Origin of the sequence: Okeania hirsuta (genome assembly GCF_003838195.1) — a bacterium.
GTDB lineage: Bacteria > Cyanobacteriota > Cyanobacteriia > Cyanobacteriales > Microcoleaceae > Okeania > Okeania hirsuta.
Genome location: NZ_RCBY01000001.1, coordinates 40,500 through 66,434, shown reverse-complemented (window position 1 = coordinate 66,434; position 25,935 = coordinate 40,500). Strand labels below are relative to the sequence as shown.

The 25,935-nt window shown below is 35.5% G+C and carries 21 protein-coding genes and 6 pseudogenes; 7 read left to right on the top strand and 20 right to left on the bottom strand.

Translation table 11 applies throughout. The features are described from left to right. Positions 1–14 precede the first annotated feature (14 nt). Positions 15–317, top strand: a complete 303-nt coding sequence (locus tag D5R40_RS37250; protein ID WP_205127580.1) for a PIN domain-containing protein — start codon at positions 15–17, stop codon at positions 315–317. Here the strand turns inward: D5R40_RS37250 and D5R40_RS37245 are convergent. Next, on the bottom strand, positions 290–514 hold the full coding sequence (locus D5R40_RS37245; RefSeq protein ID WP_205127579.1) for a hypothetical protein: 225 nt from the start codon (positions 512–514) through the stop codon (positions 290–292). The two genes, D5R40_RS37250 and D5R40_RS37245, sit on opposite strands and share 28 nt — an antisense overlap. A 203-nt stretch (positions 515–717) precedes the next feature. Here D5R40_RS37245 and D5R40_RS00260 point away from each other — a divergent pair, with 203 nt between their 5' ends. The 3 genes from D5R40_RS00260 to D5R40_RS00255 all read left to right on the top strand — a co-directional run bounded on the left by D5R40_RS00260 (position 718) and on the right by D5R40_RS00255 (position 1,715). Next, a complete protein-coding gene (locus D5R40_RS00260; RefSeq protein WP_124154108.1) occupies positions 718–1,044 on the top strand; it encodes a Uma2 family endonuclease in 327 nt (108 codons plus the stop codon). A gap of 45 nt (positions 1,045–1,089) precedes the next feature. Further along, on the top strand, positions 1,090–1,230 hold the full coding sequence (locus tag D5R40_RS34250; RefSeq protein ID WP_161564328.1) for a hypothetical protein: 141 nt from the start codon (positions 1,090–1,092) through the stop codon (positions 1,228–1,230). A gap of 95 nt (positions 1,231–1,325) precedes the next feature. Further along, positions 1,326–1,715, top strand: a complete 390-nt coding sequence (locus D5R40_RS00255; protein WP_124143261.1) for a DUF6163 family protein — start codon at positions 1,326–1,328, stop codon at positions 1,713–1,715. Between the two features lie 467 nt (positions 1,716–2,182). Here the strand turns inward: D5R40_RS00255 and D5R40_RS00250 are convergent, their stop codons facing one another. The 11 genes and pseudogenes from D5R40_RS00250 to D5R40_RS38890 all read right to left on the bottom strand — a co-directional run bounded on the left by D5R40_RS00250 (position 2,183) and on the right by D5R40_RS38890 (position 10,584). Further along, positions 2,183–2,482, bottom strand: coding sequence for a hypothetical protein (locus D5R40_RS00250; RefSeq protein WP_124143260.1), 300 nt, complete (start codon positions 2,480–2,482; stop codon positions 2,183–2,185). Between the two features lie 402 nt (positions 2,483–2,884). After that, positions 2,885–3,905 (bottom strand): annotated as a pseudogene (locus D5R40_RS00245) (IS701 family transposase). A 137-nt stretch (positions 3,906–4,042) separates the two neighbouring features. After that, a complete protein-coding gene (locus D5R40_RS00240; RefSeq protein ID WP_240038773.1) occupies positions 4,043–4,576 on the bottom strand; it encodes a COR domain-containing protein in 534 nt (177 codons plus the stop codon). A 3-nt stretch (positions 4,577–4,579) separates the two neighbouring features. After that, positions 4,580–5,856, bottom strand: a pseudogene (locus D5R40_RS40615) (IS701 family transposase); the annotation flags it as partial. A 170-nt stretch (positions 5,857–6,026) separates the two neighbouring features. Then, positions 6,027–7,121 (bottom strand): annotated as a pseudogene (locus D5R40_RS00225) (IS701 family transposase). A gap of 90 nt (positions 7,122–7,211) precedes the next feature. After that, a pseudogene (locus D5R40_RS38905) lies at positions 7,212–7,715 on the bottom strand (transposase family protein). A 91-nt stretch (positions 7,716–7,806) separates the two neighbouring features. Further along, positions 7,807–7,914, bottom strand: coding sequence for a transposase family protein (locus tag D5R40_RS42300; RefSeq protein ID WP_205127223.1), 108 nt, complete (start codon positions 7,912–7,914; stop codon positions 7,807–7,809). A gap of 53 nt (positions 7,915–7,967) precedes the next feature. Continuing rightward, complete coding sequence (locus D5R40_RS40610) at positions 7,968–8,102, bottom strand: hypothetical protein (protein ID WP_275670276.1); 135 nt, start codon at positions 8,100–8,102, stop codon at positions 7,968–7,970. Positions 8,103–8,697: 595 nt separating this feature from the next. Then, positions 8,698–9,789, bottom strand: a complete 1,092-nt coding sequence (locus D5R40_RS41790; RefSeq protein WP_339379393.1) for a COR domain-containing protein — start codon at positions 9,787–9,789, stop codon at positions 8,698–8,700. Then, positions 9,772–10,269: pseudogene (locus D5R40_RS41785) on the bottom strand (leucine-rich repeat domain-containing protein); the annotation flags it as partial. The pseudogene D5R40_RS41785 and the gene D5R40_RS41790, both read right to left, overlap by 18 nt. A gap of 93 nt (positions 10,270–10,362) precedes the next feature. After that, positions 10,363–10,584: a leucine-rich repeat domain-containing protein gene (locus tag D5R40_RS38890; RefSeq protein ID WP_124143255.1), complete on the bottom strand. Its 222-nt coding sequence runs from the start codon at positions 10,582–10,584 to the stop codon at positions 10,363–10,365. 521 nt (positions 10,585–11,105) lie between these two features. Between D5R40_RS38890 and D5R40_RS38885 the strand changes: the two are divergent. From D5R40_RS38885 to radC, 3 genes and pseudogenes are all read left to right on the top strand, one after another. After that, positions 11,106–12,613: pseudogene (locus D5R40_RS38885) on the top strand (IS701 family transposase); the annotation flags it as partial. 333 nt (positions 12,614–12,946) lie between these two features. Then, a complete protein-coding gene (locus D5R40_RS40595; RefSeq protein ID WP_275670274.1) occupies positions 12,947–13,078 on the top strand; it encodes a DUF6653 family protein in 132 nt (43 codons plus the stop codon). An 849-nt stretch (positions 13,079–13,927) separates the two neighbouring features. Then, on the top strand, positions 13,928–14,659 hold the full coding sequence (gene radC / locus D5R40_RS00180) for a RadC family protein (RefSeq protein WP_124143254.1): 732 nt from the start codon (positions 13,928–13,930) through the stop codon (positions 14,657–14,659). A gap of 659 nt (positions 14,660–15,318) precedes the next feature. Here the strand turns inward: radC and D5R40_RS00175 are convergent. The 8 genes from D5R40_RS00175 to D5R40_RS00145 all read right to left on the bottom strand — a co-directional run bounded on the left by D5R40_RS00175 (position 15,319) and on the right by D5R40_RS00145 (position 25,860). Further along, complete coding sequence (locus tag D5R40_RS00175; protein WP_124143253.1) at positions 15,319–17,838, bottom strand: HD family phosphohydrolase; 2,520 nt, start codon at positions 17,836–17,838, stop codon at positions 15,319–15,321. A 30-nt stretch (positions 17,839–17,868) separates the two neighbouring features. Then, positions 17,869–19,008 (bottom strand): ADP-ribosylglycohydrolase family protein, encoded by a 1,140-nt coding sequence (locus tag D5R40_RS00170; protein WP_124154105.1) that lies wholly within the window; start codon positions 19,006–19,008, stop codon positions 17,869–17,871. An 884-nt stretch (positions 19,009–19,892) separates the two neighbouring features. Beyond that, the gene (gene aroQ / locus D5R40_RS00165) at positions 19,893–20,339 is read right to left on the bottom strand and encodes a type II 3-dehydroquinate dehydratase (protein WP_124143251.1); all 447 of its coding nucleotides are present in this window, start codon (positions 20,337–20,339) and stop codon (positions 19,893–19,895) included. A gap of 28 nt (positions 20,340–20,367) precedes the next feature. Next, positions 20,368–20,505, bottom strand: coding sequence for a hypothetical protein (locus D5R40_RS37235; protein ID WP_205127581.1), 138 nt, complete (start codon positions 20,503–20,505; stop codon positions 20,368–20,370). Positions 20,506–20,794: 289 nt separating this feature from the next. After that, the gene (locus D5R40_RS00160) at positions 20,795–22,060 is read right to left on the bottom strand and encodes a competence/damage-inducible protein A (protein WP_124143303.1); all 1,266 of its coding nucleotides are present in this window, start codon (positions 22,058–22,060) and stop codon (positions 20,795–20,797) included. Between the two features lie 338 nt (positions 22,061–22,398). After that, positions 22,399–23,457, bottom strand: a complete 1,059-nt coding sequence (locus D5R40_RS00155; protein ID WP_124143302.1) for a glycosyltransferase family 4 protein — start codon at positions 23,455–23,457, stop codon at positions 22,399–22,401. 814 nt (positions 23,458–24,271) lie between these two features. Then, entirely contained in the window at positions 24,272–25,549 is a 1,278-nt protein-coding gene (gene glyA / locus D5R40_RS00150; protein WP_124143250.1) for a serine hydroxymethyltransferase, read from the bottom strand. Positions 25,550–25,662: 113 nt separating this feature from the next. Further along, positions 25,663–25,860 carry a nitroreductase family protein gene (locus D5R40_RS00145; protein ID WP_240038770.1) on the bottom strand — a complete coding sequence of 66 codons (198 nt, stop codon included), beginning with the start codon at positions 25,858–25,860 and terminating at the stop codon, positions 25,663–25,665. Positions 25,861–25,935 lie beyond the last annotated feature (75 nt).

The following is a 25,935-nucleotide window of genomic DNA, read 5'->3' as shown; positions in this document are numbered from 1 at the left end:
CAAACGTTTATGTCTTGATACAAAATATAATCGGCATTCAAGAAGTTAATTCAGATGAGGCAAAAATTCTTGAATCTATAGGTTACTATGAAAAACAATATGCTCAAATTGAAGCTGAAATTATTTTATCTCCTGAGTTAATTGACCAAATCTGGCGAGTTCAAATTGAAGCTGAAATTATTTTATCTCCTGAGTTAATTGACCAAATCTGGCGAGTGGGTAAGTATTTATGGAATAAAGACAAAGCAGGTTTAGTTCTTGGTCTTATTTGGTCAAATCTCAACATCTTTTATGTAACCCCTGATGCAGAGTGGTAGAATCTCTTCAAAGAAATTAATTTAACAGGAAATATCCCCACAGAAGATATAGAAGTTTTTCTTACAGCTAAGTTTGGACTAACAGATTGTTTTGTCTCTTCTAATAGAGAACTAATTAAAGCGATCGCTGATTTTGAGTGTTTAACTCCAGATGCTTTTATCAACAAATATCTCAAATAAATATCTGTAAATACCAAAATACTAAATTTTATCAGCAAAATCAAGTTATGAGAGGTTGATTTTATGGTAGTTTTATCAGCTAATACACAATCTTTTGTGAAACTTATCGAATACTTGAACTGTGATAATCTTGATAGCGTTAGCGAAGCTTTGCGTCAGCAATCGCTTATTAATTTCTACTGATATAAGCTGGAATATTTATGAAAATCTATTAAATTATTTGGGAAATTCACCTTATTTCAAAGTTATTTATCATCAAGGAAGTTTACAAATTATGTCTCCTAGCAGTCGCCATGAAATTTACAAGAAAATGTTGGGGATGTTGGTAGAAAATTATTGTTTAGAAACAGGGATTCGTTTTTATCCCTTGGGTTCTACAACTTTGAAATCTCAAGATAAATTAAAAGGAATTGAGCCAGACCAATGTTATTGTATTGGTAGTCAAAAAAATATTCCCGATCTAGCAATTGAGGTTGTTATTACTAGCGGAGGAATTCAAACTTTAGAAATTTATCAAGGTTTAGATGTTTCTGAAGTTTGGTTTTGACAAAATGGAGAGTTACAGGTTTTTTGCCTAGTAAATTGTGAGTATTTGCAGAAAAATAATAGTCAGTTATTACCAAATCTTGATTTAGATTTATTAGTGAGTTATTTAGATTGGGAGGAACCTCTTGATGCTATTTGGGATTTTAAAGAAAGAAGGAAGAAGGAAGAAGAAAGAAGGAAGAAGTAATAAGTGTAGGTTTGGTTGAGGAACCGTTAGCTCCAGCTTATCCGTTAGGATAAACCCAACAAAAATAAAGCACTAAAAATTAGATCGTAAAAAATATGAATTATCTTGCTCAAATTGCCAATAATTCCTGGATGAAAATATACCTGAGAATTTTAGCCTTAATTTTTACCTATAGCGGGTTAATTCACATTACAAATATCATAGGTTTAGGCCCACAACCATGGTTAGAAACTCCTCTAACTTGGCAAATAGGAGACATAATTTATGGCATCCTAGATATTGTGGCTGTTATTGGTTTGTGGCAAAGAAAAGCTTGGGGAATTAGTTGTTTTTTCATAGGAATTTTATCTCAATTTTTAATTTACACAGTTTTTCTAGATTATTTTGCCTTTACCGAACAACAGCGAACAACTATTTACGGCTTATTAGGAACAGAGGTTATTTTACTTTTAATATTTTTAGTTTTATTGTTGTTGAAAAAGTAGTTACTAAATCAAACATTCATCAATTTCAAATATTAGAACAAGTTTCGAGTTGATAATATGTTTTTAGGGAACAAGGAATGAATAAGAATTATAGATTAGTCTTAAGCTTTACCTCATGCTTCCTTAAATTTTCTGTATCTAGTAAATTTTTAATTTATAACTTCCTTCAAAACAAAAAAATTATTATGACATTTGAAAAAAAAATATCTCCTGTCCTTATTGTAAATATAAGGAAGAAGGAAGAGGGAAGAAAGAAGAAAGCTTTAGTTATCTAGAACAGAATACTTAAAAGTCCGAAAAAACTTAAATTTTCTGTAGATATTCACGCTTTGGTTGACACAAACGATACCAGCAGACACGATATTACTTCTATTAGTAGTATCAAATTGGAATCGAATTTGGATGAGCTTACTATGTTTCTCAATCCATCTTTTTATCTTCAGAAACCCACATTGAAGAAGTAAAACTTATTTTGAACTATTAGATTCATTTTCTATTTGTGGGGCTGGAAATAGATATTGAACTTTCTCTACCAATTTAGGAAACCCAGATGGAAATAACTTAGGATAAATAATCAGCAAAAGAATGCCAATAATAGTAGAACCTAAGTAATAAATAATTTGCCCATTCTGCATCCAAGTCAAGAAATCTAAAAATCCAAATTTTTTCGGTTTTTCTATTTTTGGCTGAGGGGATATTTTTGATTGAGGAGAATTTCCTGTTACTTTAGCTGCAATCTTACTCTCATCACCCAATACATTTCCCACAACATTTCCATTTTTATTTTCAATTTTCTGGCTTTGGTCATTGACAAGTTTTTCAGCTATAGTTTGATTGCCAATAACATCATTTTCATTAATATTTATTACTGAGTCAGTATGATTATTTATTGTATAGTTTGTAGAATCTTTAGGGTTTAAAAAATTCCTACTCCTATCTTTGTCTATTACATCATCAATTAAACTTAATACCTCAACTGTATGATAGGGAGGTTTACCGCACTCAGTAGTGTATTTGCGATAATTAATTCGTTCTTTTAATTCCCTAAAGTTCAGGACTTACGCAAGGGCACTATATATAGCGTCTACTAATTTAGGCGATCGCTATAAATTTTCAAGCGATCGCCTAAATATTTCTGCCATTCTTAAAGCAAGAGAAAAAAATACCTATCAAATAAAAATAGCCCTGAATTTTATTGTAGGCTTTTTCAGCTCTTGGAGCAGATAATCTGATAGTAAATCATGTTTGACTCTATAGATAGTTTTTCCTATTTTTACTGCTAATCTTTTTAAGAAATTCCAGACTAACATAGCACAAGCTATGTGATTTTTTTGAATTTGCCTAAGACGACATTGACAAAATTCAACACCTGTTAACTGCTTAATTTATCTGTGAAATTCTTCAATTTTCCATCTAGTTTGAGACTCAAACTCTACAGCATCTACTGAATATTGAGCTAAGTCATTAGTTGCAATATATTCTGTCCTGTTGGTCGAAACAGTTGCCCAGAATAGTTTGACTTTTTTATCTCTTGGAAACCCTTTAAATTTAATTATTTTACCTGATGTTTTTTCGGATTCATTCCAACTTAACTTTCCTATATTTTTATATTTTTCTACACCACCAGTATCATCTACTAAGCGATTTATTTTTAAGGGACAATAATATATTTTTCCTAAATTGTCTATCAATGCCATTAATCTTTGTGTGGCATACCAACTATCCATTAATACAGTCTTAAACGGTAGTTTTTTATGACCTACCACAGAAAAAATCATTTCTTCTACATGATCTCCGCACGCTTTTTTTATTAGTATCCGGGTCATAAATTCGATAATCTATCAGCCAAAACTCTTCGGCTTCTGGATTAAAATATATACAATTTACTATCCCTATACCACGAATTACACTATGGTTATTACCACTATACTGTCGGCGGACTAACTCAATTTTATTACTATGTTCTTTATTAAGAACTGTATGATCAAATATTAAATAGCCTTCTGTGTTAGTTACAATTTCATCTTTAACATTTCCCCATAAATTTTGGTCATCAAAATTTTCGGTTTTCAGATAACGATTTATCGTGTCATGGCTAACGTTTTCTAGGTGATTTGCTAAATTTGTAATGGTATAATTCGTATGAGAATTGAGTAAATACTGACAATAATCAATATAGTTAAAATTCATGTAGTTAGCTCAAATCAACAACAGTATTATTCTATAATAATTAGAGTATTTTGGCCAAGTTTATTGACAATTAGCAACATCTACATAGAGGAAAAATAAACTATATTAGCGTGTCTTTCGCCCCTCACGAATTTTGTTTAGGCGATCGCTAAGGGGAACTTAGTCAGGAATACCAATGTAGAAATAACCTTAAGGCTTAACACTATATATAGTGCCTTTGCGTAAGTCCTGAAGTTGTAGAAATAAGGATTCTGAGTATTTTTGCAAGCTGAACAATTACAAGGAATTAATTTATTATATTTGAGTCGATTATTGTAGGAACTATGAATTTTATCCAATTCGTGAATAACAATAGTGATTAAATCCCGTTTTTGCTGCCCAGAAATTCTAATTTTTATTTCTCTCTTACCGTAATATTCAATCACTTCTGCTCTGGTTTGATTTTTCTTGAGAATGACTCCGCTTTTCCATACATATTTTTGCTCCTCAATATCCTCGTGCATCGCCACAATAAACTGAGTAATAATTCCTTTGGGCATAAATTCGTAAGTGTAACGTAATATCAAATTATTGCTTTCATCCCAATCATATTCTGGTTGAGCTTCTGTTAGGAGTTGAGGGGCAATATAGATTTGAGAAGTACCAGGAATTTTATAGCGGGACTTTAGCAAATTTCAAGCCCAAACAAACCCCAAACTCTCTTGATCAGCGGTAAATACGTCGATGTTTTCATCTAACCACTCAACAAAACGATCAGATATTGCTGTACGAAATGCTTCTCAAGTATCAGTAAAGGTATTTAATGGTTTGTTAGCCCAACGCCTTCTTATACCTCCTGTTAACTGATGCCAGATCATAAATGTATAAGCACGATCAGACTAAAATAAAATGCCTTTTGAGGCTGATTTTATCTCTGACTTGATATTCTCTTAGTCCTCACCATCCTTTGGCTTCTAATCACGAAAACTTCCACCCAATTTCTCTTTTGATAAGTAGAATACATCCACTCTGGACTTATATATTTGTGTTCTATATTAGTGATCTAATAGTTAAGAGCAGTGGCCTCAGAAAAACTTTTAGCATTGATCACGATAGCTATAGTTTTTTGACCTGACATCCTAGATAGTTGTACTTCTCATGTGGCTACCCAAACTTCTTCTTTCTTTTTTGTGCTTAGTTGAACTAAATTAAAGCCTTGTGGGGATATACTTTCAGCTAGCTGGTCTAATCTAATTTCTTCTAGAATTTCATCCTGTTTTTTGATGATTACTTTTTCCTACGGAATGCTACGCAAACGATTTTTAGCTAATCCTCCTATATAAGTTAAATTTCTTTTTTCTAGTTGATTCAAACATGATGTATTGTTACCATATCCCCCATCAATTAACACAATTTCTGGCCGATGTCCTCGCTGACAAACATTGGTCAACTAGAGACATTGCTAAGTCTGGTTTCTTCACAAATTCTGGGTCTTTTTTTCCTCAAGGTAAAGAATCCGCTTTTTGATCTAAAGCTATATCTAAAGGTAGACTTTTGACTCCATCATCAAGATGAGTGGTAACCACAACTACACCATGATCTGTTTTTCCTATTTCTCCTATATATTGCCGCCCTACTCCTGCAGTTAAATTACCACTTCTTGCTCCGTCTTTACGCCGAGGAAACCTCGGCGCAGGCGGTGCGCTTTTCCTGTGGCCTGAATCGTCTATAATTAAAGCTGCGGGAACGAGAAGGTTTTGTTTGACGACATTCCCACATTACTTGAAGACGACGCTCCCATACCAGCATCTACGGACTAATTTGCTCGAACTAAAAAATGCCGTAATTTGTGGTATGACAGACCTACAGTGTTGTTGGCAATTTGAGACAAGTTTTTTCTCTGGCTTTCCCCTAATCACCCTCCTATATACTCTCTAAACCCAGTTTTTTGAGCTTTTGTCTTGAATACATCCAGGACTTACGCAAAGACACCATATATAGCGTATGGTAATGTAGAGCGATATAGCTGCCGCACTTGCTCCCTCCGCCAACGCTGCAAAATAGAGAGCGATTGCCTCAGCAAAGCTCCGCTAACGCCTCAAGAAAAGTATCATGATCAAAACAAGAGTCAAAAAATACCTATCAAATAAAAACCGCTCTGAATTTGATTGTGGGTTTCTTCAGTTCTTGGAGCAGATAATCAGCAGAGTAATTCATGTTTGACTTCGTAAATAGTTTTTCCTATTGTTACTGCTAATCTTTTTCAAAAATTCCAGACTAACATTCCACAAGTAATATGATTTATTTGAATTTTTCTCAGACGACATTGACAGGAGCATAGACCTGTTAATTGCTTAATTTCTCCATTGATATCTTCAACTTTCCATCTGGTTTGAGATTCAAATTCTACATCATCTTTACTGCATTTGCTCAGGTCATTAGTAGCAATATATTCTGTCTTGTTGGTAGAAACAATTACCCAGAATAGTTTGACTGTCTTGAGTGCGTCTTACATTCTGAGGAGACCTCAGAATTACGCATTCGCTTTTTTATCCCTTGGAAAACCTTTAATTTTAATTATTTTGCCTGATATTTTTTCTGAGGAGTTCCAGCTTAATTCAGCAATCTTTTTATATTTTTCTACACCACCAGTATCATCTACGTGCGCGATTTATTTTTCAGGGGCAATAATAAATTTTTCCTAAATTATCTATTAATGCCATTAATCTTTGTGTTGCATACCAACTATCCATTAATACAGTTTTAAATGGTAATTTATTGGTATTTATCACATTTAATATCATTTCTTCAACATGATCTATTTTAGTTTTGTTGTCACTATCTGGATCATAAATACGGTAATCTATTATCCAAAATTGTTCATTTTGTGGATTAAAATAGATACAATTAACTATTCCTATGCCCCGAATTACTTGATGTACCGATACCACTATATTGTCGTCGTACAAGTTCAATTTTATTGGCATATTTTTTATTGATTACTGTCTCATCAAAAATTAGGTATGCCTCTGTACATTGGACTATTTCCTCTTTCACATTTCGCCATAAATCTTGTGTTTGCGCAGCATTCTGCAGGAAACTTAGACATTCTATTCTTAAATAACGATTAATTGTATCATGGCTAATATTTTCTAGGTGATTGGCTAGGTTAGTTATGGTATAATTTGTATGAGAATTTAGCAAATATTGACAATCATCAATATAGTTAAAATTCATATCGATCGCTCTCTACAACATTTCTAGATAATTAGACTTGTCGCGAAATAAAACCTTAAAGTGAAATGGGAAAATTCTGGTTTTCACTGATTAAACTATGCTACCATTAAGTAAAAATTCCAGAGTCCAGCCGCAGTGAACATGAAGCGATCGTCGCGCATCTTTAATGTGATTTCGATACAATCCTCTCCCTGCATTATATCTCTTCACGCCAGATATTGTATGTTCACATTTGACGCTAACGCTACTTTTCTCTCTATTGAAAAGTTTTTGTTCCTCAGTTAATTCCTTTCCTTTAGGTTTTTTCGTGGGAATTTTGATGTTGACGAATTCCTTCTGTAATCCCTGGAAACCCAAATCTACATGAATTTTCACTTCCAAAAAGCACAAAATCTACCAATTTTTCGCGCGTCCAACTGCCGAAGGCCCATGAACCTTGCCCTCTCTTGCTTTTGATAGGACGAGGACCCTTTTATCTGAGTCTGTCATGATCAGATGTTGACTCCTATGGCACTTTTTTTTACCTGAGTCATGATTTTTCTGCTTTTGCTGGTCTTTTGGACGCTGGATTGGCCGTTCCGTACCATCAATCATCACTTCTTTGGCAGATGGAAACCTGCCAATGAATTCTTCAATGCTTTGTAACTTACGTTCTGGTAAGGCCATTTTTTTCCCTAAAGCACTCTCAGGGCAACGGTTGTAGTCTTAACATCCAATAGTGTGCTCGGCTGCGGTGTAAGTCAAACAATATTCCTGCCACATCAAAGGTAGGGTAACACTTGAAGTAGAACAAGATAAAAAATAGCTTGTCTTTGGCCTCTAACAACCGCGCTTTTCTCCCTCCTCCTAAAGCTCGAACTCTAGGTTTTTGGCAAAAGAGCGTTCGCGGAGGGTGGCGGAGCGCCGTATCGCTTCCGAGTCAAGTTGGACACAAAAAGCTTGTAATAATTCATCCAATGCCTTACGGTTTAGTCCAGTCAATGCCCGCACTGAGGCGGTCTTCTTTTAGCACCCGATTCAGATCTAACATTGTCCCATCTCAAACACCCTATTAACTTTACTTTACCTTATAAAGCGACAAGTCTATTATATTATAATTAGAGTATTTTGATGCAATGTATTAACATGGAGCAACACCTACCAAACTTAGATCAGTACACTATAGTTATACCAATTCTCAAAAACTTTGCTATACTTGGATTTTTTATTTATAAATACTATTTATTAACGTAATTTTATTGTTAACTAACTTCTGTAATTTTTCCATTTATTTTGACTACCTTCCAAGCCGAGCATTAATGCATGAGAAATGGTACTATATATAGCTTCTTGGCCTAATTTCTGATAATGATACTTGTCTTGAGGCGTTAGCGGAGCTTTGCTGAGGCAATCGCTCTCCATTTTTAAGCGTTGGCGGAGCAAGTGCGGCAGCTATATCGCTCTAGATGACCATACTCTATATATAGTGTCTTTGCGTAAGTCCTGACATCGTTAAAGCGATTTGCTTACGCAACGCTACCGCGAACGCACCATCGATGAAAACAAGGAGGCATGGCCACTGAAGTTGTTTCTTTCATCAGACTTTACCCCGGCCAGTAATTAACGTAAAATACATATCACATATATATTCTACCCTTTTTTTTGCTATTTTTTCACTAAAGTCCCGATAGCAGAGTTTAAATTTAATCATTAATTGCAGTAACTCGTCGTGCATATTGGCATATTTATCTTCATGCCAGATATTTGTTAAATCATCTTTGGTAAATTTGCCAAAATTATCATAAACTTGCGGATTATCTAAAGCTTTATAAACTGCTGCTGTTCCCCATTCTGGTTTAAGAATAACTGTTTTCTTTAACAGTGGGTCATCTTGAAAATGCAGACAGACTCCTAAGTCATGTAAGTAACCACTTAATTGTAATTTATCCTCTCGCTTCTTAAAGCCATTCTCTTCACAAATAGATAAATATTCTGTCAAACTAATATAGTTACGACCATCTGTTTCTAATACTTCACGGACTTTTTTCCAAGTCTTAGGAAGGGCACTGCCAATATGAGGTAAATTACTGATGTAATGTTGGATATCTGTTTGAATTTCTTCTAAACCTCGATTAGTAGCAAGATTGGTGTCTAATATTTCTTTGATATTAGAAAATTGACCTTGTAATGCTATTTGATTAATTTCCCGTTTACGTTCTTGTCTCTCATTTTTGATAATTAATAAAGGACTATTATCGCTCAACAATTCTGCTATATTCAGCCAATAATAAAAGTCTGTATCTTCATTACGAGTATCAGCCACAAGAATATATAGGGAGCGTTTAATGAGAAAAAATTGGTGAGTCGCATGATAAATTTCTTGTCCGCCAAAATCCCAAATATTCATCTGAAAGTCATGTTGATTTTTTGTGGGAAAATTCCACTGAGAAACTTCAATTCCTTTAGTTGAATCTTCTTCTTGCAGTTTATAGTCTGGGTTTTGAATTTTGTTAGCTAGAGTAGTTTTACCAGCGCTACCTTCTCCAATAATTAGTAATTTGGCTTCATAGAGATAATCTGTTCCTTCTTCTTTTATTTGTTGGAGATACTCTCTAATTGCTTCTATCCCTTTTTGAGCAATTTCTATTGGTGGAGTTTCCAGGGAATTACCTCTTAAACCAAGCCCAATTAAATTCGTGAGTTTAGTGATAGATTCCGGAATAGTTGTTAATTGATTATAACTTAAATCAAGCTCAGTTAAGTTAGTTAATTGAGAGATTGATTCTGGGAGAATTTTTAATTGATTATCACTTAAATAAAGTCGAGTTAAATTGGTGAGTTTAGTAATTGATTTCGTGATGCTTGTTAATTGATTATCACTTAAATAAAGTCGAGTTAAATTGGTGAGTTTAGTAATTGATTTCGTGATGCTTGTTAATTGATTATCACTTAAATAAAGTCGAGTTAAATTGGTGAGTTTAGTAATTGATTTCGTGATGCTTGTTAATTGATTATCATTTAAATAAAGTCTAGTCAAATTGGTAAGTTGAGTAATTGATTCCGGGATGCTTGTTAATTGATTATTTCTTAAATCCAGCCCAGTTAAATTGGTGAGTTGAGAGATTGATTCTGGGATGCTTGTTAATTGATTATTTCTTAAATCCAGCCCAGTTAAATTGGTGAGTTAAGAGATTGATTCTGGGATACTTTTTAATTGATTACTTCTTAAATCCAGCCTAGTTAAATTAGTTAATTGAGAGATTTATTCCGGGATGCTTGTTAATTGATTATCTCTTAAATTTAATACTTCTAGCTGCTCTAACTCGCAAACCTCAGTAGGAATTTCAGTTAATTTTTCATCATCTCTTCTCCAATAATCATGACTTAAGTCTAACTTCTTAAGTTTTTTATCTTTAGCTACTTGTATTCTTTCTTGAAAACGTCGTGGTATCTGATTCTGCTGATTTGTTTTACGAAAAATCATAGCTCAATAAAATAATTTTTACAATCATTGTAATACCTACAAATACAAACATTGATTCTCCGTAACCATCAAAACTTTCTTACTTCAACCCAACCTACAAAAAATTCTGATAGATAACCACCCTATCCTTTAGCTAGAAATTTTCTCAGTATTTCAGTAGTGTGCTAGACATTTTAGTAAAAATCATATAATATTAAGTAGATTAAAAAACTAAGACGTTGTAGTTTTCAGTGCCTGATTTTCACACACCTCAAAACCTACAACAGCAGAAAAACTAAGACGTTGCAGTTTTCAGTGCCTGATTGATCACCATCACAAAATCTACAACAGCAGAAAAACTAAGACGTTATAGTTTTCAGTGCCTGATTTTTCACCACCGCAAAATCTACAACAGCAGAAAAACTAAGACGTTATATTGGGACTTACACAACTTAACTGGCCAAATTAGACTATAATGCTTGTAAATCAATAATTTTACGTCGAAGCGATCGCAAGGAACGAAAGAAACAACCCCTACTGCAATGCCCCCTTGCTTTGAAAGGTGGTGTCAACAGTTTGATGATTGTGGGAAAAACCCACCCCAAAAAACAGGATTCCGCCACTATTTGGGTGGATTACTAGGGGAAAGTGAAAGGAAAAACATATCTCAAATGGCCAATAACTCCATTGGAGTAGTTTATAATCGCCGACATCATTTCATAGCAGATTCTCATAATCGAGCCTAGTAAAATCAATGTTAGCGAAGCTTTGCGTTAGCAAACGTCGTCTAGAAATAATTAACAAACGTTCTCAAACCAAATTCAAGAAAGGGTAAGGGTTGATTTTAGACGATTCTGGACACCGAAACAGCGCACCGCCTGCGCCGAGGTTTCCTCGGCGTCAAGACGGAGCAAGAAGCGGTAATTTTACATCTGGAGTAGGACGACAATACATAGGAGAAATTGGTAAAACAGACAATGAAATAGTAACTGTAACAACTCATCCGATACGATGGTAAAAAAAGTTTCCCTTTAGATATTGAATTATATCAACATTCCAGCTCTTTACCAGAAGGAAAAAATGACAAACTATTTCAGAAAAAGCCAGATATAGGAATAGAGCTAATAGACCGCAGTCTCAGTAGAGGCCATAGTCAGGAAAAAGTTTTAATTGATGCTGGTTATGGCAATAACACAAGATTTATGAACCAACTTGAAGAAAAGGAATGAAAATATCTAGGAGGAATCGCCAAAAACCGTTTGCGTAGCATTCCGTAGGAAAAAATAGTAGTTAGACAAAAATCCCAATCAGAAACAGAAATTAGAAGAGATGAATGGGCAAAAAGCATCCGAATAGAGGAATTTGAGGGAGTTATATTAACTGTAGACACAACCAAAAAACTTTGGGTGATGACATTTAGAGCATCAACTTCACGCCTTTTTGGAGAAAGAACATTTGCTATCGTTATCAATGCTAGTTCTATAGAAGAGGCCACAGAAATTGATAATTTTATGACCAATGTCGAGCCATCAAAAGTAACATCTGAGTGGATAGTAAATAGCTACTCAAACAGAAATTGGATAGAAGTTTTTTACCGAGAAGCAATGATGATGGTGAGGATTAACAGAATATCAAGTAATATCATGTCCGTTTATATCGTTTGTATAAACCCAAGGGTGAATATCTACAGGAAATGATGGTTTTTTCTTGCGAGGGTAGCCTTCTTCCCTCTTCCCTCTTTCTTCTTCCTTCTTCCTTCTTCCTTCTTCCTTACCTTTGCTATACAAGACCGATGCTACCGGACATGATATAAGAGATAAATGGAGTCTAGAACGCCATTTTATTTTGGTATTTTGTGCTGATACTTTGATCATTTGGCATCAACTAACTGGAGGATTACAAAGACAATGGGCCAATCAACCTTTAAAGACATTTACTGATGCAATGGTACGCTTTTCGTACAGCTATGTCTTTCCGTTTTTTTGATTGGTTGACTAATAACCGTGACGTATTTACCTCTCACAGAGAGAGTTTGGGCTATATTTGGGCTGAAGATGAGAAGTGTAAACTTCGCCAAAAGTCTTATATAATATCGCTTTTCGCAATTAAAGATTAAATTCATCAAACTACTGGAATCGAAGTATAGTAAGTAATTTAGCCCCTTAATATTTACTTGATTTCGGCAGCTCTAAAATTTTGTGTAAGTCCCGTAGCGAGCGCTTCGACGTAAAATTATTGATTTACAAGCATTATAGTCTAATTTTACCAGTTAAGTTGTGTAAGTCTCAGTATTGAAACTCCCAAACATCATCAACCCGTAATTAATATTCTTAATCTCATTTCAACAGTTGGTTTAATCTTTTGTATTTAGGGATTAATTAAGTTGAATATCTGGCCGATTTTATTAGGAGTTGTTCTAGTACTTTTAAGTAAGATGTGGTTTCTCGATCGCATGGTTTGGTTATATGAAGAAATGAAAGATGCTAATTCAGAATATCAGAGTTGGTTGTATTAGTAATAACCTGAAAATTATATGCAGAAAAATCTAGAGGAAAATTGACGATATTGCTGATTTAACCCTTGGCAATTACCAACTCCTAATAATTTTTAATCAGCTTGATATTGGTCTTAAACTATTATTTATCAAAACTTTTTTTCTATTTATCCTTTAAATAGTCAAGCAATATTAATTAGACATCTCCAGAAAAGAGGGAGTAGGGAGTATGCATTAGGGACCTTCCATGGAAGGTCAGTAGGAAGTATACAGTAAATAATTAATGATTTTTGTACGATATTAATTTTATTTTTTATTATTGGAGATGTCTATTGTATATTTGATGGTTAGCTTAAATAGGTAGGAAAAAATACAGCATATTCGGTTGTATATAAAGTACAGATATTAACAATTAAATGTTCTCAGTGCAGGCAAGATGCCCGCTATGGGTGTACCTCACACTTGGTGGAATCTGCTGTATTTTTAGATTGATTTATTGTACACAAAAGTATATTTTTTATGCCCTACTCCCTACTCCCTACTGACAAATATTAAATTAATTTTGCACATGTACTTATAGTTTTCTTCTCACCTCCTGAGATAACTTAGACATAATCTGGCAGTAAAAATTCTAGGTATCCAAAATAATACGGAGTTGTATGAAGTTTTTGTTTTGTGTCTAGTTTCTTGGAATAACTTATGTTATGTTTAGAAATTATTGACCTTAGTTTTTTCATAGTGCATCAATGACCAAAATATCAGGTCTCAAGCCTCCCCTTTAAAGGGGATGAAAAAAGAAACTTCAGTATTTCAAGCCTCCCACTTAAGCCGGAAGTACTGATAACTGATAACTGATAACTGATAACTGAAATGACCTACAGTCTTAGAATTGCAGACTTACCGAGCAATGAACGACCACGGGAAAGATTAATTGCCTCTGGTCCGAAAAGTCTTTCCACTGCAGAATTAATTGCTATTCTCTTAGGTACAGGTCAGGGAAAAGGGAAACTTTCTGCTGTAGGTCTCGGACAATATATACTCAATCAATTAAGTCAACATCAGCGCGACCCCCTCTCAATTCTCCGTAATATTACAGTTCAAGAATTAACTCAAATTCATGGTATTGGTACAGCAAAAGCAACAACTATTTTGGCTGCCATTGAATTAGGAAAAAGAGTATTTCAATCTCGCCCTCCAGAATTAGCTCTTGTTGAAAGTCCACAAGCTGCTGCAGATGCTTTAAGTCAAGATTTAATGTGGCAAACCCAAGAAAAATTTGCAGTTTTACTCTTAGATGTAAATAACCGCTTACTCGGAACTCAAGTAATTACCATCGGTACCGCAACAGAAACATTAGCTCATCCCCGTGAAATTTTTCGAGAAGTGATTCGCCAGGGTGCAACCAGAGTTATTATTTCCCACAATCATCCTTCGGGAAATGTGGAACCTAGTCCCGAAGATATCAACTTAACACGCCAATTGTTAGCAGGAGCGCAATTTTTAGCTATTCCTCTACTCGACCATATCATTATGGGTAATGGAGAACATTCCAGTCTGCGCCAAGCGACTAATTTATGGGAAGAATATCCTCAAGGAGATTGATATATAGCGCTACGCGCAAGTCAGAAGTCAGAAGTAAGTAGGGGCGTTAGCGGCAGCTCTGCGTTAGCAAATGGCCATTCGCCCCTACAGAAGCGATCTCTGACCCTCGTTTGAGCATTTAGGAATGTCCTAAGCTTTGCTTCGACTGCTATAGCAGTAGGTTCTTTGGCATTTGACAATAAATTTGAGTGAAAAGGGAGTAGGTAGCACAGAACAGGAAATAGAAGAATTTCCTAACTTATTTGTGTAGTGCTTATCATAAGCATATTTTCAAAGTATTAGAGAAAAGCGATCGCCAATATATAGCAGTGGCCACTATAGTTAGGATTTGATATTATTAATTTTTATAGCAGTCGAAGGAAAGGGCACGGACATATTAAAAGCTTAAAACTCAGACAACGCAAGATATTTCCTTCCCTCCTAGATAACTAAACGCCTCCTTCCTTCTTGCTTTTTACTTCTTCCTTGTATTAGAGAAAAGCGATCGCCAATATATAGCAGTGGCCATTATACTATAGTTAGGATATCAGGCAATTATGATGATTCATTACGCGAGCAAGATGCTCGCACTAATTGTCAAACACCAACTTGGCGGTTGCTATAACTAATCGCCTTTTTCCTTCTTCTTTCTTCTTTCTTCCTTCTTTGTTGAAAAACATTTAATTAGAACTAACAACTGACTTTACAGTTTTTACTTGGTTTGGATTCATTGCCGCTTTAGGATAAGCAATACGTTTGTGATTGTACTGTTCCCAAACTTGTACAAAAATTTCGGCAATAGTTGACATTTCTGCCCTTGTCAAACCAGAATCAGCCAATTGATTATCCTGCCAACGTGCCCGCATAATTTTCTTCACCATCTGTAAAGCATCTTTATGAGTCACATCTTTGAGCGATCGCAATGCTGCCTCACAAGAATCTGCCAACATCACAATAGCAGTTTCTCGCGATTGTGGAATCGGTCCTGCATAGCGAAACATCTCTTCCTTAACTACCTTTTCTCCCTTCTCAGATCTTTGTTTAGCTTGATAATAAAAATAAGCAATTAACATTGTACCCTGATGTTCAGGAATAAACGCCCTAATAGCCTTTGGCAATCGGTGTTTACGAGCCATTACCAATCCTTCCGTAACGTGCTTTCTGATAATTTCCACACTCACCCACGGATCTTTAATTTCATCATGTTTATTCGGTCCACCCATTTGATTTTCAATAAATCCTAATGGATCGTGCATTTTACCAATATCGTGATACAAAGTACCCGTTCTCACCAATTCTACATTACAACCAATTGCTCGTGCTGCCGCTTCTGCCAAACTTGCCACAAACAGAGTATGCTGAAAAGTACCAGGTGCTTCCGATGCCAAACGCTTCAACAGAGGGCGATTAGGATTAGCCAATTCAGACAAACGAATCGAAGTAATCAAATCAAACAAATGCTCCAAATATGGACTCAAACCCAAAGCAACAATACTCCAAACCAAACCTGTTACTGCACCTGTTACTGCTTGCGAACCTACCGGACCTATGATTGCATACCATAGTAATCCTGGTGTTTCACGGACAATCAAATTTATCAACAAATAAACAGTACCTTGAGTTAACCCTACCCCTAAACCTAACAATGCTTGTTCTTCACGCGATCGCATTTTTTCAGCTATTACACTGCCAACAATAGCACCAGCAGCACTGGCAAACCAATCTATTTTGTCAACATCCATCCCAATAGGTAGTATCACAGAGATTAATCCCACCACTGTCACTCCCATAGTTGAACCATAGAAAGTTCCTACCAATAATCCAATTGCTGGTAAACTACTCCATGGTACTTTCAAGGCGATCAGTAACGGTGCGCTCAAACTCAAAAGCAACAAAAGTATATTATCTCTGTGCCTTAGACCAGATTTAAATTGCCTTTCTACTAGAACTACTATACCTACAGCTCCACTAACAATACCTACCAAAACCCCCAAACCATGCCAATTAACTGTACGGCGACTTAAGCGAAAATGATCTAGTAACACAAATGCCTTACGGCTAATATTTTTCCCCTTCCTGACAATAACTTCATTCTTTCGGACTTTGTATGTTACTGTTTCAATCTCTTGTGCTGCCAGTTCAACTGATTGTTTAGTGCCTTCTGAATCTAGAGATAAATTAGCTTCCAAAGCTACCTTCAAAACATTGATTGCTAAATCTTCCGCCACCACAGGAACTACATCATTTACTTGTAACTTCAGTGCTTTCACCCATTCCTGCTTAGGTAGATTTGGCGATATTCCTTGAGCCAGCATTCGCTCTTTTACAATTTCAATACCTGTTTGAGTTTTTTGCCAGTCAGTGTCAGACAGTTCTAATAAAGTAGAATCGTATACCTCATAACCTTCGATTTCCTGCTGTTTAGCCAGATATTCTGTTGCGTCTTTGTACAAATCACGAGCTTGTGAAATCTCCTCCAAAACTCTTTCATAGTTTTGAAAAAAACTTTTTTTGCGATAAGCTAATAATTCTGAAATTGCTTGTCGATCCTTACTACTAATAACTATAGAATTTTGACTATATTCCTGATAGTCTGCTAGGACTGATACCTTAGTCAATAATCGATCGTCTATAACGTTATCATTGTTACTGACAAGTTCTATTGAGTTTTTAGTTAATATAGAATCAGCATTTATTCCTGGTTGAGGCCCTGGAGGTCTTTCTTTTAACTCTTCCTCTACTATTTGTTGAATAGCCACCCACTTTTCTTGGGAAACTTGCTGTAGGTGCAGCTGAGTATTTGTTGATAATATACCTGTATTCACAAATGGAAAATTAACAACTATCTCTCTGACTTGATTACCTAGTGCCAGTATTTCAGCTAATTCTTTGTCAACTCTTTGATTGACTGACTCATTAATCATCAATACAGTGATGTCACCCAGTCTAGCTGATTTGCGCTGCTGTTCAGTTACTTTATTGTCGGGAACTATAGCACCTTTCGGAGCACGGATAGTTTGAGGAGCAACAGTTCCCTCATCTAACTTTGGCTGACTGTAGTAACGTTGACCCATAGTACCTGTTAGAGATGCTATTGTCAACACCACTAAAATTGGTGAAGTTGCCAGAGTTGACCAACTCGATAATTGTTGTTTTTTCTGGGGCTTCAATAATTTCCCAATTAAATGTGTCAGATGCATATTTGTTGATGTCTAAACATCATAGAGTTTTCAATATCCACTAGCTTTGCGTGGGCGAGGACGAATTATATTCCTGGCAGCAACTGCTGGCACTATATTTTGTGTCATATTATTTGGGTCATAAACTCCACACCAAACTGCCCAAAGTTTTTTGGCCAACTTCAGAATTTCTGCTTCATTTATTCCCAAAAGTTCTGCTCCCATTTTTTGTCGCCATTCTACAGGAATTCCAGTAGTACTGTTATAAGCTCCTGATAAAGTACCTACTATAGTACAGATTTCGGTTGCCCATTTTGTTCTTGAACCTCGTAATATTGATAAACTCAGGTCTTCCGGGGTACTGAGGAAGCAGTATAAGGCTAAACAGATAGGTAAGAAAAAAGGACAAGAGATAGAGTTTTCTTGTTCTTCAGAAAATATATCCTGTCTTGAACAAGATTTAAGATTTTTTGATAATTTAGTTATTGCAGTATCTAAATTTGCTTTTTGATTAATCAATTGTTCTACTTGTCTTAGTTGCCCTACTAATGGTTCTTTTTCTCCAATATAGTCGATAATTTTGGGTATTATAGTTCGGGGATCTAGTTTTTCTGTCAAAGCTTGGGCTATAAGATATCCAATTGCTAAGTTACTTGGATTGATATCTGAGTAATTTTGCCACACTTTTCCCCATTGCTGTAATTTTTTTTCCAGTTTCAATTCATCTTCGTGATATAGCAAGGTTACTGGCAAGCTTGCTATAACTGCATTACTAGCTGTAGTATAAAATACATCATCTTTATCTATATAGTAAATATCGGCCAATTCATTATCAAATATCTCTGGAAATTTTTCTACTTTTTTTTGAGAATATTTTACCTGACTTGTTTTGCCACTTTGGTCTTTTTTATTAGTCCAATTATATTGCCATTCTTCATAAACTTTCTGCCAATCTTTTTGATTAAATTCTTGATTTATAATTAGGCTATTTGCACAATTAGCTGTAATTTCTCCCCATTTTTGCAATTTTTGTTTATCTAAATCTAGGTTAAATTTATGTTTATTTATCGATATTTTATAATTTTTTCGTTCTTTCTCTGTTTGTTGTTGCTCAAAGTAATAACCTAAATGATTACCTAAAACTGCTCCTAATAAAGTACCTTGGAATTTTGTTAATAGAGAATGCTGCATTATTTATTCATTTCTTCTATAAATTTATTTTTCTTATATAGGTAATGAGTAGTATAGGTAAATTTAATCAAGTTAGACCTACAGCAATTTTGGAGTTTACGAGGTAAAAAGTTTTACGAGTTGAGGGAATAGGGAATAGAGATTAGTATTAAATTGTAGTTCACGCTTCCTCAAAAGTGCTGTAAGTTTTATATATGCTTTTTCAGACTAACATTTATTCAAAACTTATTTAAGGTCGCTATCTATATTGAATTTTATTATGTCATCTGTACAGATTTATACTATTACTTATTCTCAAAATAAATGTTCTTTATATGAATAATTTAATTTTTGTGACTGGCATTAGATACTGTTTGTCAAAAAAAGATTAAGTAGGGTGTGTGACGGTACGTTTAACATTTATAGAATAATAGTCAGTTTTACTGCCACGCTCTGCTTGCTGTGGGAAGAGTGCGTTACCTAAAAAGCTTCGTACCATAAACTATCTAATATTTATTTAACAAACACTCTCTTAATATTGATGCCATTAATAATAGTTATTATTGAATAAGTATTATTTTTTATATAAAAGTTGTAAAAAATTTGTTTCTCTCATTCTTTGAGTAATTATAGTATTCTATGATTTGAGCTACATAGTTATTACTTGAATGAATCGTTAAAGTTTACGCTATTTTATTTATTAAATATTATTGAATAATTTATAGCGGTTTTCAAATAGATAGACTACAGTTGCCAAAGCATAATCCTGCTGTCTGCTCCCTACTCCCTACTCCCTACTCCCTAACCCAAAATAATTTTGTAGTCTACTTAAATGAAAAGTGTTGTAATTGATATATTTTTTTCAAATATAAAATTTCCAGCCATATTTAGATTTAGGCAATTATTTAACTGATAGTTTTTTGAAGATAATTAACTATTGCTTTTAACCCTAAAATATAACTTTCTGAACCAAAGCCACTGATCTGACCCACAGCTACTGGTGCTACAAAAGAATGATGTCGAAATTGTTCCCGACGATAAATATTACTCAGATGTACTTCTACCGTGGGAATATTAACCCCAGAAATAGCATCCCTAATGGCAATACTTGTATGAGTATATGCCCCGGCATTAATAACTATGCCTTGGTGTTGCTCACTAGCTGAGTGAATTACATCCACCAAGACACCTTCATGATTAGACTGTAATACAGAGATTTTTATTCCCAGGGCTTCCGCCTCTTGCTCTAACAGTCCATTTATATTATCTAGAGTTTCAGAGCCATATATTCCTGGTTCTCGCAGACCCAGGAGATTCAAATTTGGCCCATGTAAAACTAAAATGCTAAACAAATAATTTAAACTTTGAATGATAGAATTATCAGCGACGAGAGCGGTCTTTGACTGGAATGGGAATGAGTTCTGGTTCTGGTTCTGGTTCTGGACCTAATAAAGAATCAACCAGCTTGCGGGTCCATTCCTTTAATTTTTCTATTACCTTGTCAATGAAATCCATCAATATTTTATTCCCGCTGAATACTCTCACCTTTTATAGTGAGGGGTAAGCGGGGCGGGTTCTGCCGCTTCCCTTTTCATACAAAAGTTTTGAAAGATTTTAACAACTCAGCCACAAAATGATCAATAGTCATTGTGGCCTTTCGTTTGTTTATCTTTACTCTTATATTAACACTATCTTTGCTGTCGGGGTATATGGCCATTCAGCAACGATTCGGTTAAGTTGTCTTAAAAAACATGGATAAAAATCCACAATTTTATTTATTATCGTTTTATTATAATCAAGTATTTTATTATTGTAGTCTTCCAGCAGATAAATATAATTTTCTTCTCAACAGATCGAGAGCTGTACAGGCACTCACTCTTCTAATCCAATCTCTACTGCGTAAAGCACCAAAGCGGTATTCAAAACTTTCTACCTCACCAGTTATTTTTGCTATACCAATATAAACTAAACCCACTGGCTTAAATTCTGTTCCACCTCCAGGTCCGGCAATACCTGTAATACTGATTCCCCAGTTACTTCTTAACTTCTTCACCACCGCACTTGCCATTTGTTTTGCCACTGCATGACTCACAGCACCTTCTGTCGCTAAATCTTCCTGACTAACATCTAACAAAGAAATTTTTACAATATTTTCATAAGCTATAACTCCACCATAAAAATATTGCGAACTACCTGGAGTAGAAGTCAACATACTACCTAAACCTCCAGCAGTACAAGATTCGGCCACAGTTAAAGTTTCCCCTGCATCTAACAATAATTTTCCTACTACTGAAGCTATAGAGTCATCATTAATGCCATAACAGTCAATTCCTGCAATATCTCGTATTTTTTGTTCTACAGGCAAAATTAATTTATCTGCTAATTCCTGAGACTTAGCACGAGCAGAAATTCGTAATTTTACCTCTCCAAAATTAGCATAGGGAGCAACAGTAGGATTTTTCATTTCCAACAATGGGGCAACTTTTTCTGCCAAAGCTGACTCTGCAATGCCCCAAAATTTTAATGTCCGACTATAGATAGTTTCACCACACCAACCCTGATTCTGCATATAAGGTACAGCAGTTTCTTGCCACATTAATTTCATTTCAGTGGGAACTCCGGGAAAGGTCATTATTGTTACATTCGGCACTGGTTGCCAAATAATTCCTGGAGCACTACCAATAGGATTAGGCAAAATACTTGCTCCCTGCGGAATTAAGGCTTGTTTCCGGTTACTGGCGGTCATGGTGCGACCCCGATGGGCAAATTTTTTGGTAATATCTTCTATTATTTCTGGTCTTTCCATCAGTGGAGTATTAAAATAGTCTGCGATGGTGGCCACAGTTAGATCGTCTGGAGTCGGGCCTAAACCTCCTGTGAAAATTAATATTTGGGAGCGTTGGGTAGCGATCGCTAATACTTGTTTTATTCTTTCTGGATTATCTCCTACTACAGTTTGATAGTAATGAGCTATTCCTAATGTTGCTAATTCTTGGGCTAAATATTGAGCGTTACTATTTAGGATATCTCCTAATAGTAGTTCTGTTCCAACACATATAATTTCTGCAATCATATCAAATGGTAGTCCTAATTTGATGTTTAATTTTATCGCATTTCTCAAATTAATTAATTAGTAAGCATTCGGCAGTCAGCTATCAGCTATCAGCCTAAAAAGGCAGTGCGGACGATAATGGTATCTGGCAAGGGGAGCATTCGGGAAACGCTTTTTAACAGCTATGAGTTATTAACTGATTATCACAAGCTCAGGAGGAATTAGTCTCCAAGGAAAATTCAAACTTACTTTTTTCAAATTGGTATAACACCCTAAGAGCACATTAATTATTATTATGTTTACTTCTCCCTCATTACCCCCACTCTCTCACTCCCCAATTCCCCTGGTCAATAAAACATTTAAGCTTGTTTGTGTTTCCACACTTTCCAACTCGTATAAACCAGTAAACCTGTAGCACTAAAAGCATAAATTGCGCCACTAGGAATACCAGAAAAAGCCATAGCTAAACTTCCTACCCAAAGTGTTAATGAATAGATAAAAAAAACTGTTAATCTTTGAGATAAACCAGCATCTAATAAACGATGATGAAGATGGCGTTTATCTGCAATAAAAGGAGATTTACCATTTCGTAAACGGTCTAGAATTACAGCAGACATATCAATAATTGGCACTGCTAGTATTAGATATGGCAAAATAACAGAAGTAACCACAGTAGTTTTCACTAACCCTATTACTCCTACTCCTGCTAAAGTAAATCCTACATAATAAGCTCCTCCATCCCCCATAAATATTTGAGCTGGATTAAAATTATAACGAAGAAAACCTAATGTTCCACCAGCTAAAGCTGCGGCAATTAAAGCTGCTGCTGGTTGATCCATAAATATACTTACAATTAACATCACAAAAGCTGCAATACCAGAAACACCAGCAGCTAACCCATCTACACCATCAATCCAATTAATCGCATTTGCCATCCCCACTAACCAGATAACAGTTACAGGCCAGCTCAGAATATTAATATGTACTAACCCATAAAAAGGAATTGTCAGAAATTCAATTTGTACTCCTACTATCCAAGCCATACTAGCAGCAATAGTTTGCATGAATAACCGAAATAAGGGAGATAAACCAAACAAATCATCTGCTAAACCAATTAGAAAAAAAGCTAAACTACCAATTGTTACACCCCAGATTTCAAACTCTTTTTCTGGAGGTAAAATATTGCCATTAGTATCTATAAATCCTCCTAACCACCAAACAACTAAAAGGGCAATTAGGCTACCAATAAAAATAGAAACTCCTCCCAAACGTACCATTGGCTGTTTATGAATTTTTCGACCACCTGGACTATCTACAAGTCCAATTTTTAAACCAATTTTGCGGATAATTGGTGTAATTAAAAGTACAACAAAAGTTGAAATTATTAAGGTAATCAAATGGTACAGATAATGAGGTATCTGAAGTAATGGGGGGTTAAAAGTTAATAAGAAATTATTAATTTTGTCTAGCATTATTAGGATATTTTGCTACTATATAAAATATAAATAATTGGATATAGTTATAAAAATACTTGAATTTTTGCTCGTAAAACCTGAGTCTAAATTCCATATATAGTGGGCTTAAACTATAGTGCTACTGTAAATATATAGCAATGAGCGCTGGTATATTTACAAATTGCAGGAAAGGCCAAATAGCTAAAAGTCTTATATTATCAGCAATTTATTCCCCCAGATGAGCTGTTGCCTGTTGCCTGCGCACAGCGCTATAGTATTTTATGCCGATAAATTAGTCTTTATCTATAATGGTAGAGACATTGTATTGAACGCCTCTACTAATGAATATTGCAATATACAGGTTGGGGATTAAATCTAGTATTTTAATTTGCTAGTAGCTCAAGACTAGAAATCAATCCCAAATTGGAAGTTACCGATTTACGATACTTATGTAGGGCTTGCTGATTAAATCTAAAAGCATTGACATATAAAGACAAGTGCCTTTTTGGGGTCGAATTGCAGTGCACCTATTTCAGTCTAAAACGCTCAAAAAGCTAGTATTTTAGGCGCATAGTTGGGCAGAACAATCTTGGGACAAAACTTAGCTCCTACCTCCTGACTCATTCCCATTTCTCCTGTCTCCTGTCTCCTGTCTCCTGTCTCCTACCCCAGCAAAAAGACTTTCCATAAGCAAACCCTATGTATAGTCACTAAAACTATAGTGCTATACATAAAACCTCAACTTCGGAAAAATCCTCAATTGTCCATCCAAAATTATTTAGACTAGACTGGGAACCTTAGCCATGAGATGAGGATAGAGAGGAAAGCGATCGCACAATGATGCTACCCTATCTCGACACATTTGAGCTACCCCTTCATCTTCTGGATTGAGTAACCGTTCCGCAATAATATTGCCTATTTCAGTAAATTCAGGAGCTTTCATACCTCTTGTGGTCATTGCTGGAGAACCTAGTCGGAGGCCGCTGGTGACAAAAGGAGACTGTGGGTCAAAAGGTACAGTATTTTTATTCGTAGTAATATTAACTCCACTCATCAATTTATCTGCCTTTTTCCCTGTCATACTTACTGACCTTAGATCCACCAACATAACGTGATTTTCCGTACCACCAGAAACTATTTTTAATCCGCGTTCTTGCAGTTGAGTTGCTAAGGCACTAGCATTTTCAATCACTTGGCCGGAATAAGCTTTAAATTCTGTCTTGAGAGCTTCTCCAAATGCTACTGCTTTAGCTGCAATAACGTGTTCTAACGGACCCCCTTGAGTTCCGGGAAATACTGACTTGTCCAGTTTTTTTCCTAATTCTGGGTCGCGGGTCAGGATTAAACCGCCTCGTGGTCCCCTTAAGGTTTTGTGGGTAGTAGTTGTGACTACATCACAGTGGGGGACTGGGTTAGGATGATGACCCGTTGCTACTAAACCTGCAATATGAGCAATGTCTGCTAATAAATAAGCTCCAACTTCATCAGCGATCGCCCGAAATTTCTCAAAATCAATTATTTGAGAATAGGCGGAGTAACCACAAATTAGTAGTTTAGGTTTATGTTGCTTTGCCAGTTCGAGAACTTGGTCATAATCTATGGTTTCTGTTTCCTGACTGACACCATAATGATGAACATTGAACCATTTACCAGAAACATTAACTGGGGAACCGTGGGTCAAATGTCCGCCGTGGGATAAGTCCATTCCCATAATTGTGTCCCCTGGTTTTAACAAGGTAAGGAATACGGCAAAGTTAGCTTGGGCACCTGCATGGGGTTGTACATTGGCATGGGCAGCACCAAATAATTGTTTGGCACGGTCTATAGCTATTTGCTCAATTTCATCTATAAATTCACAGCCACCGTAGTAACGTTTACCTGGGAGACCTTCGGCATATTTGTTGGTGAGTACGGAACCTTGGGCGGCCATTACTGCTGCTGAGGTAAAGTTTTCACTGGCAATTAGTTCTAGGTGGTCTTGTTGCCGTCCATATTCTTTTTGAATTAGTTCGGCGACTAGGGGGTCAGTATCAGCTAGAAAGTTAGCGTTAATCATGTTGTATATTTTTTGGGCTACATTAAAAGTATATGCCCCATACCGGAACTTAGGTTTTCAGTATGGGGCGGAGGAATTTAGTTTAAACTAGCAGAGTGATAATTAATTTTCTTTTAGAATTTATTTTCAATCACTAACTCACTCAATGGTAATTGTCCTGGTTTTGGCCAAGGACCTTTAACTTTTTTGCCAATGGCTACCATAGGACCCATTACATAATCTTCAGGTAAATTAATTAATTCTGCTACTTTTTGAATATCAAAACTAATCATTGGGCAGGAATCATAACCCATGGTTTTTGCTGCTAACATTAAGGTATTATTTAATTTCAATCAAGATCTAGACATTTACGGACAATTATGTTACTGCATTCATACTTGAGGATA

Bases quoted from the DNA above. Each gene is read 5' to 3' on its own strand.
- D5R40_RS00255 (WP_124143261.1), top strand. From the start codon at position 1,326: ATGAATTATCTTGCTCAAATTGCCAATAATTCCTGGATGAAAATATAC.
- D5R40_RS38890 (WP_124143255.1), bottom strand. From the start codon at position 10,584: ATGATTTTTCGTAAAACAAATCAGCAGAATCAGATACCACGACGTTTT.
- radC (WP_124143254.1), top strand. From the start codon at position 13,928: ATGACCTACAGTCTTAGAATTGCAGACTTACCGAGCAATGAACGACCA.
- D5R40_RS00175 (WP_124143253.1), bottom strand. From the start codon at position 17,838: ATGCATCTGACACATTTAATTGGGAAATTATTGAAGCCCCAGAAAAAA.
- D5R40_RS00170 (WP_124154105.1), bottom strand. From the start codon at position 19,008: ATGCAGCATTCTCTATTAACAAAATTCCAAGGTACTTTATTAGGAGCA.
- D5R40_RS00160 (WP_124143303.1), bottom strand. From the start codon at position 22,060: ATGATTGCAGAAATTATATGTGTTGGAACAGAACTACTATTAGGAGAT.
- glyA (WP_124143250.1), bottom strand. From the start codon at position 25,549: ATGATTAACGCTAACTTTCTAGCTGATACTGACCCCCTAGTCGCCGAA.
- D5R40_RS00145 (WP_240038770.1), bottom strand. From the start codon at position 25,860: ATGTTAGCAGCAAAAACCATGGGTTATGATTCCTGCCCAATGATTAGT.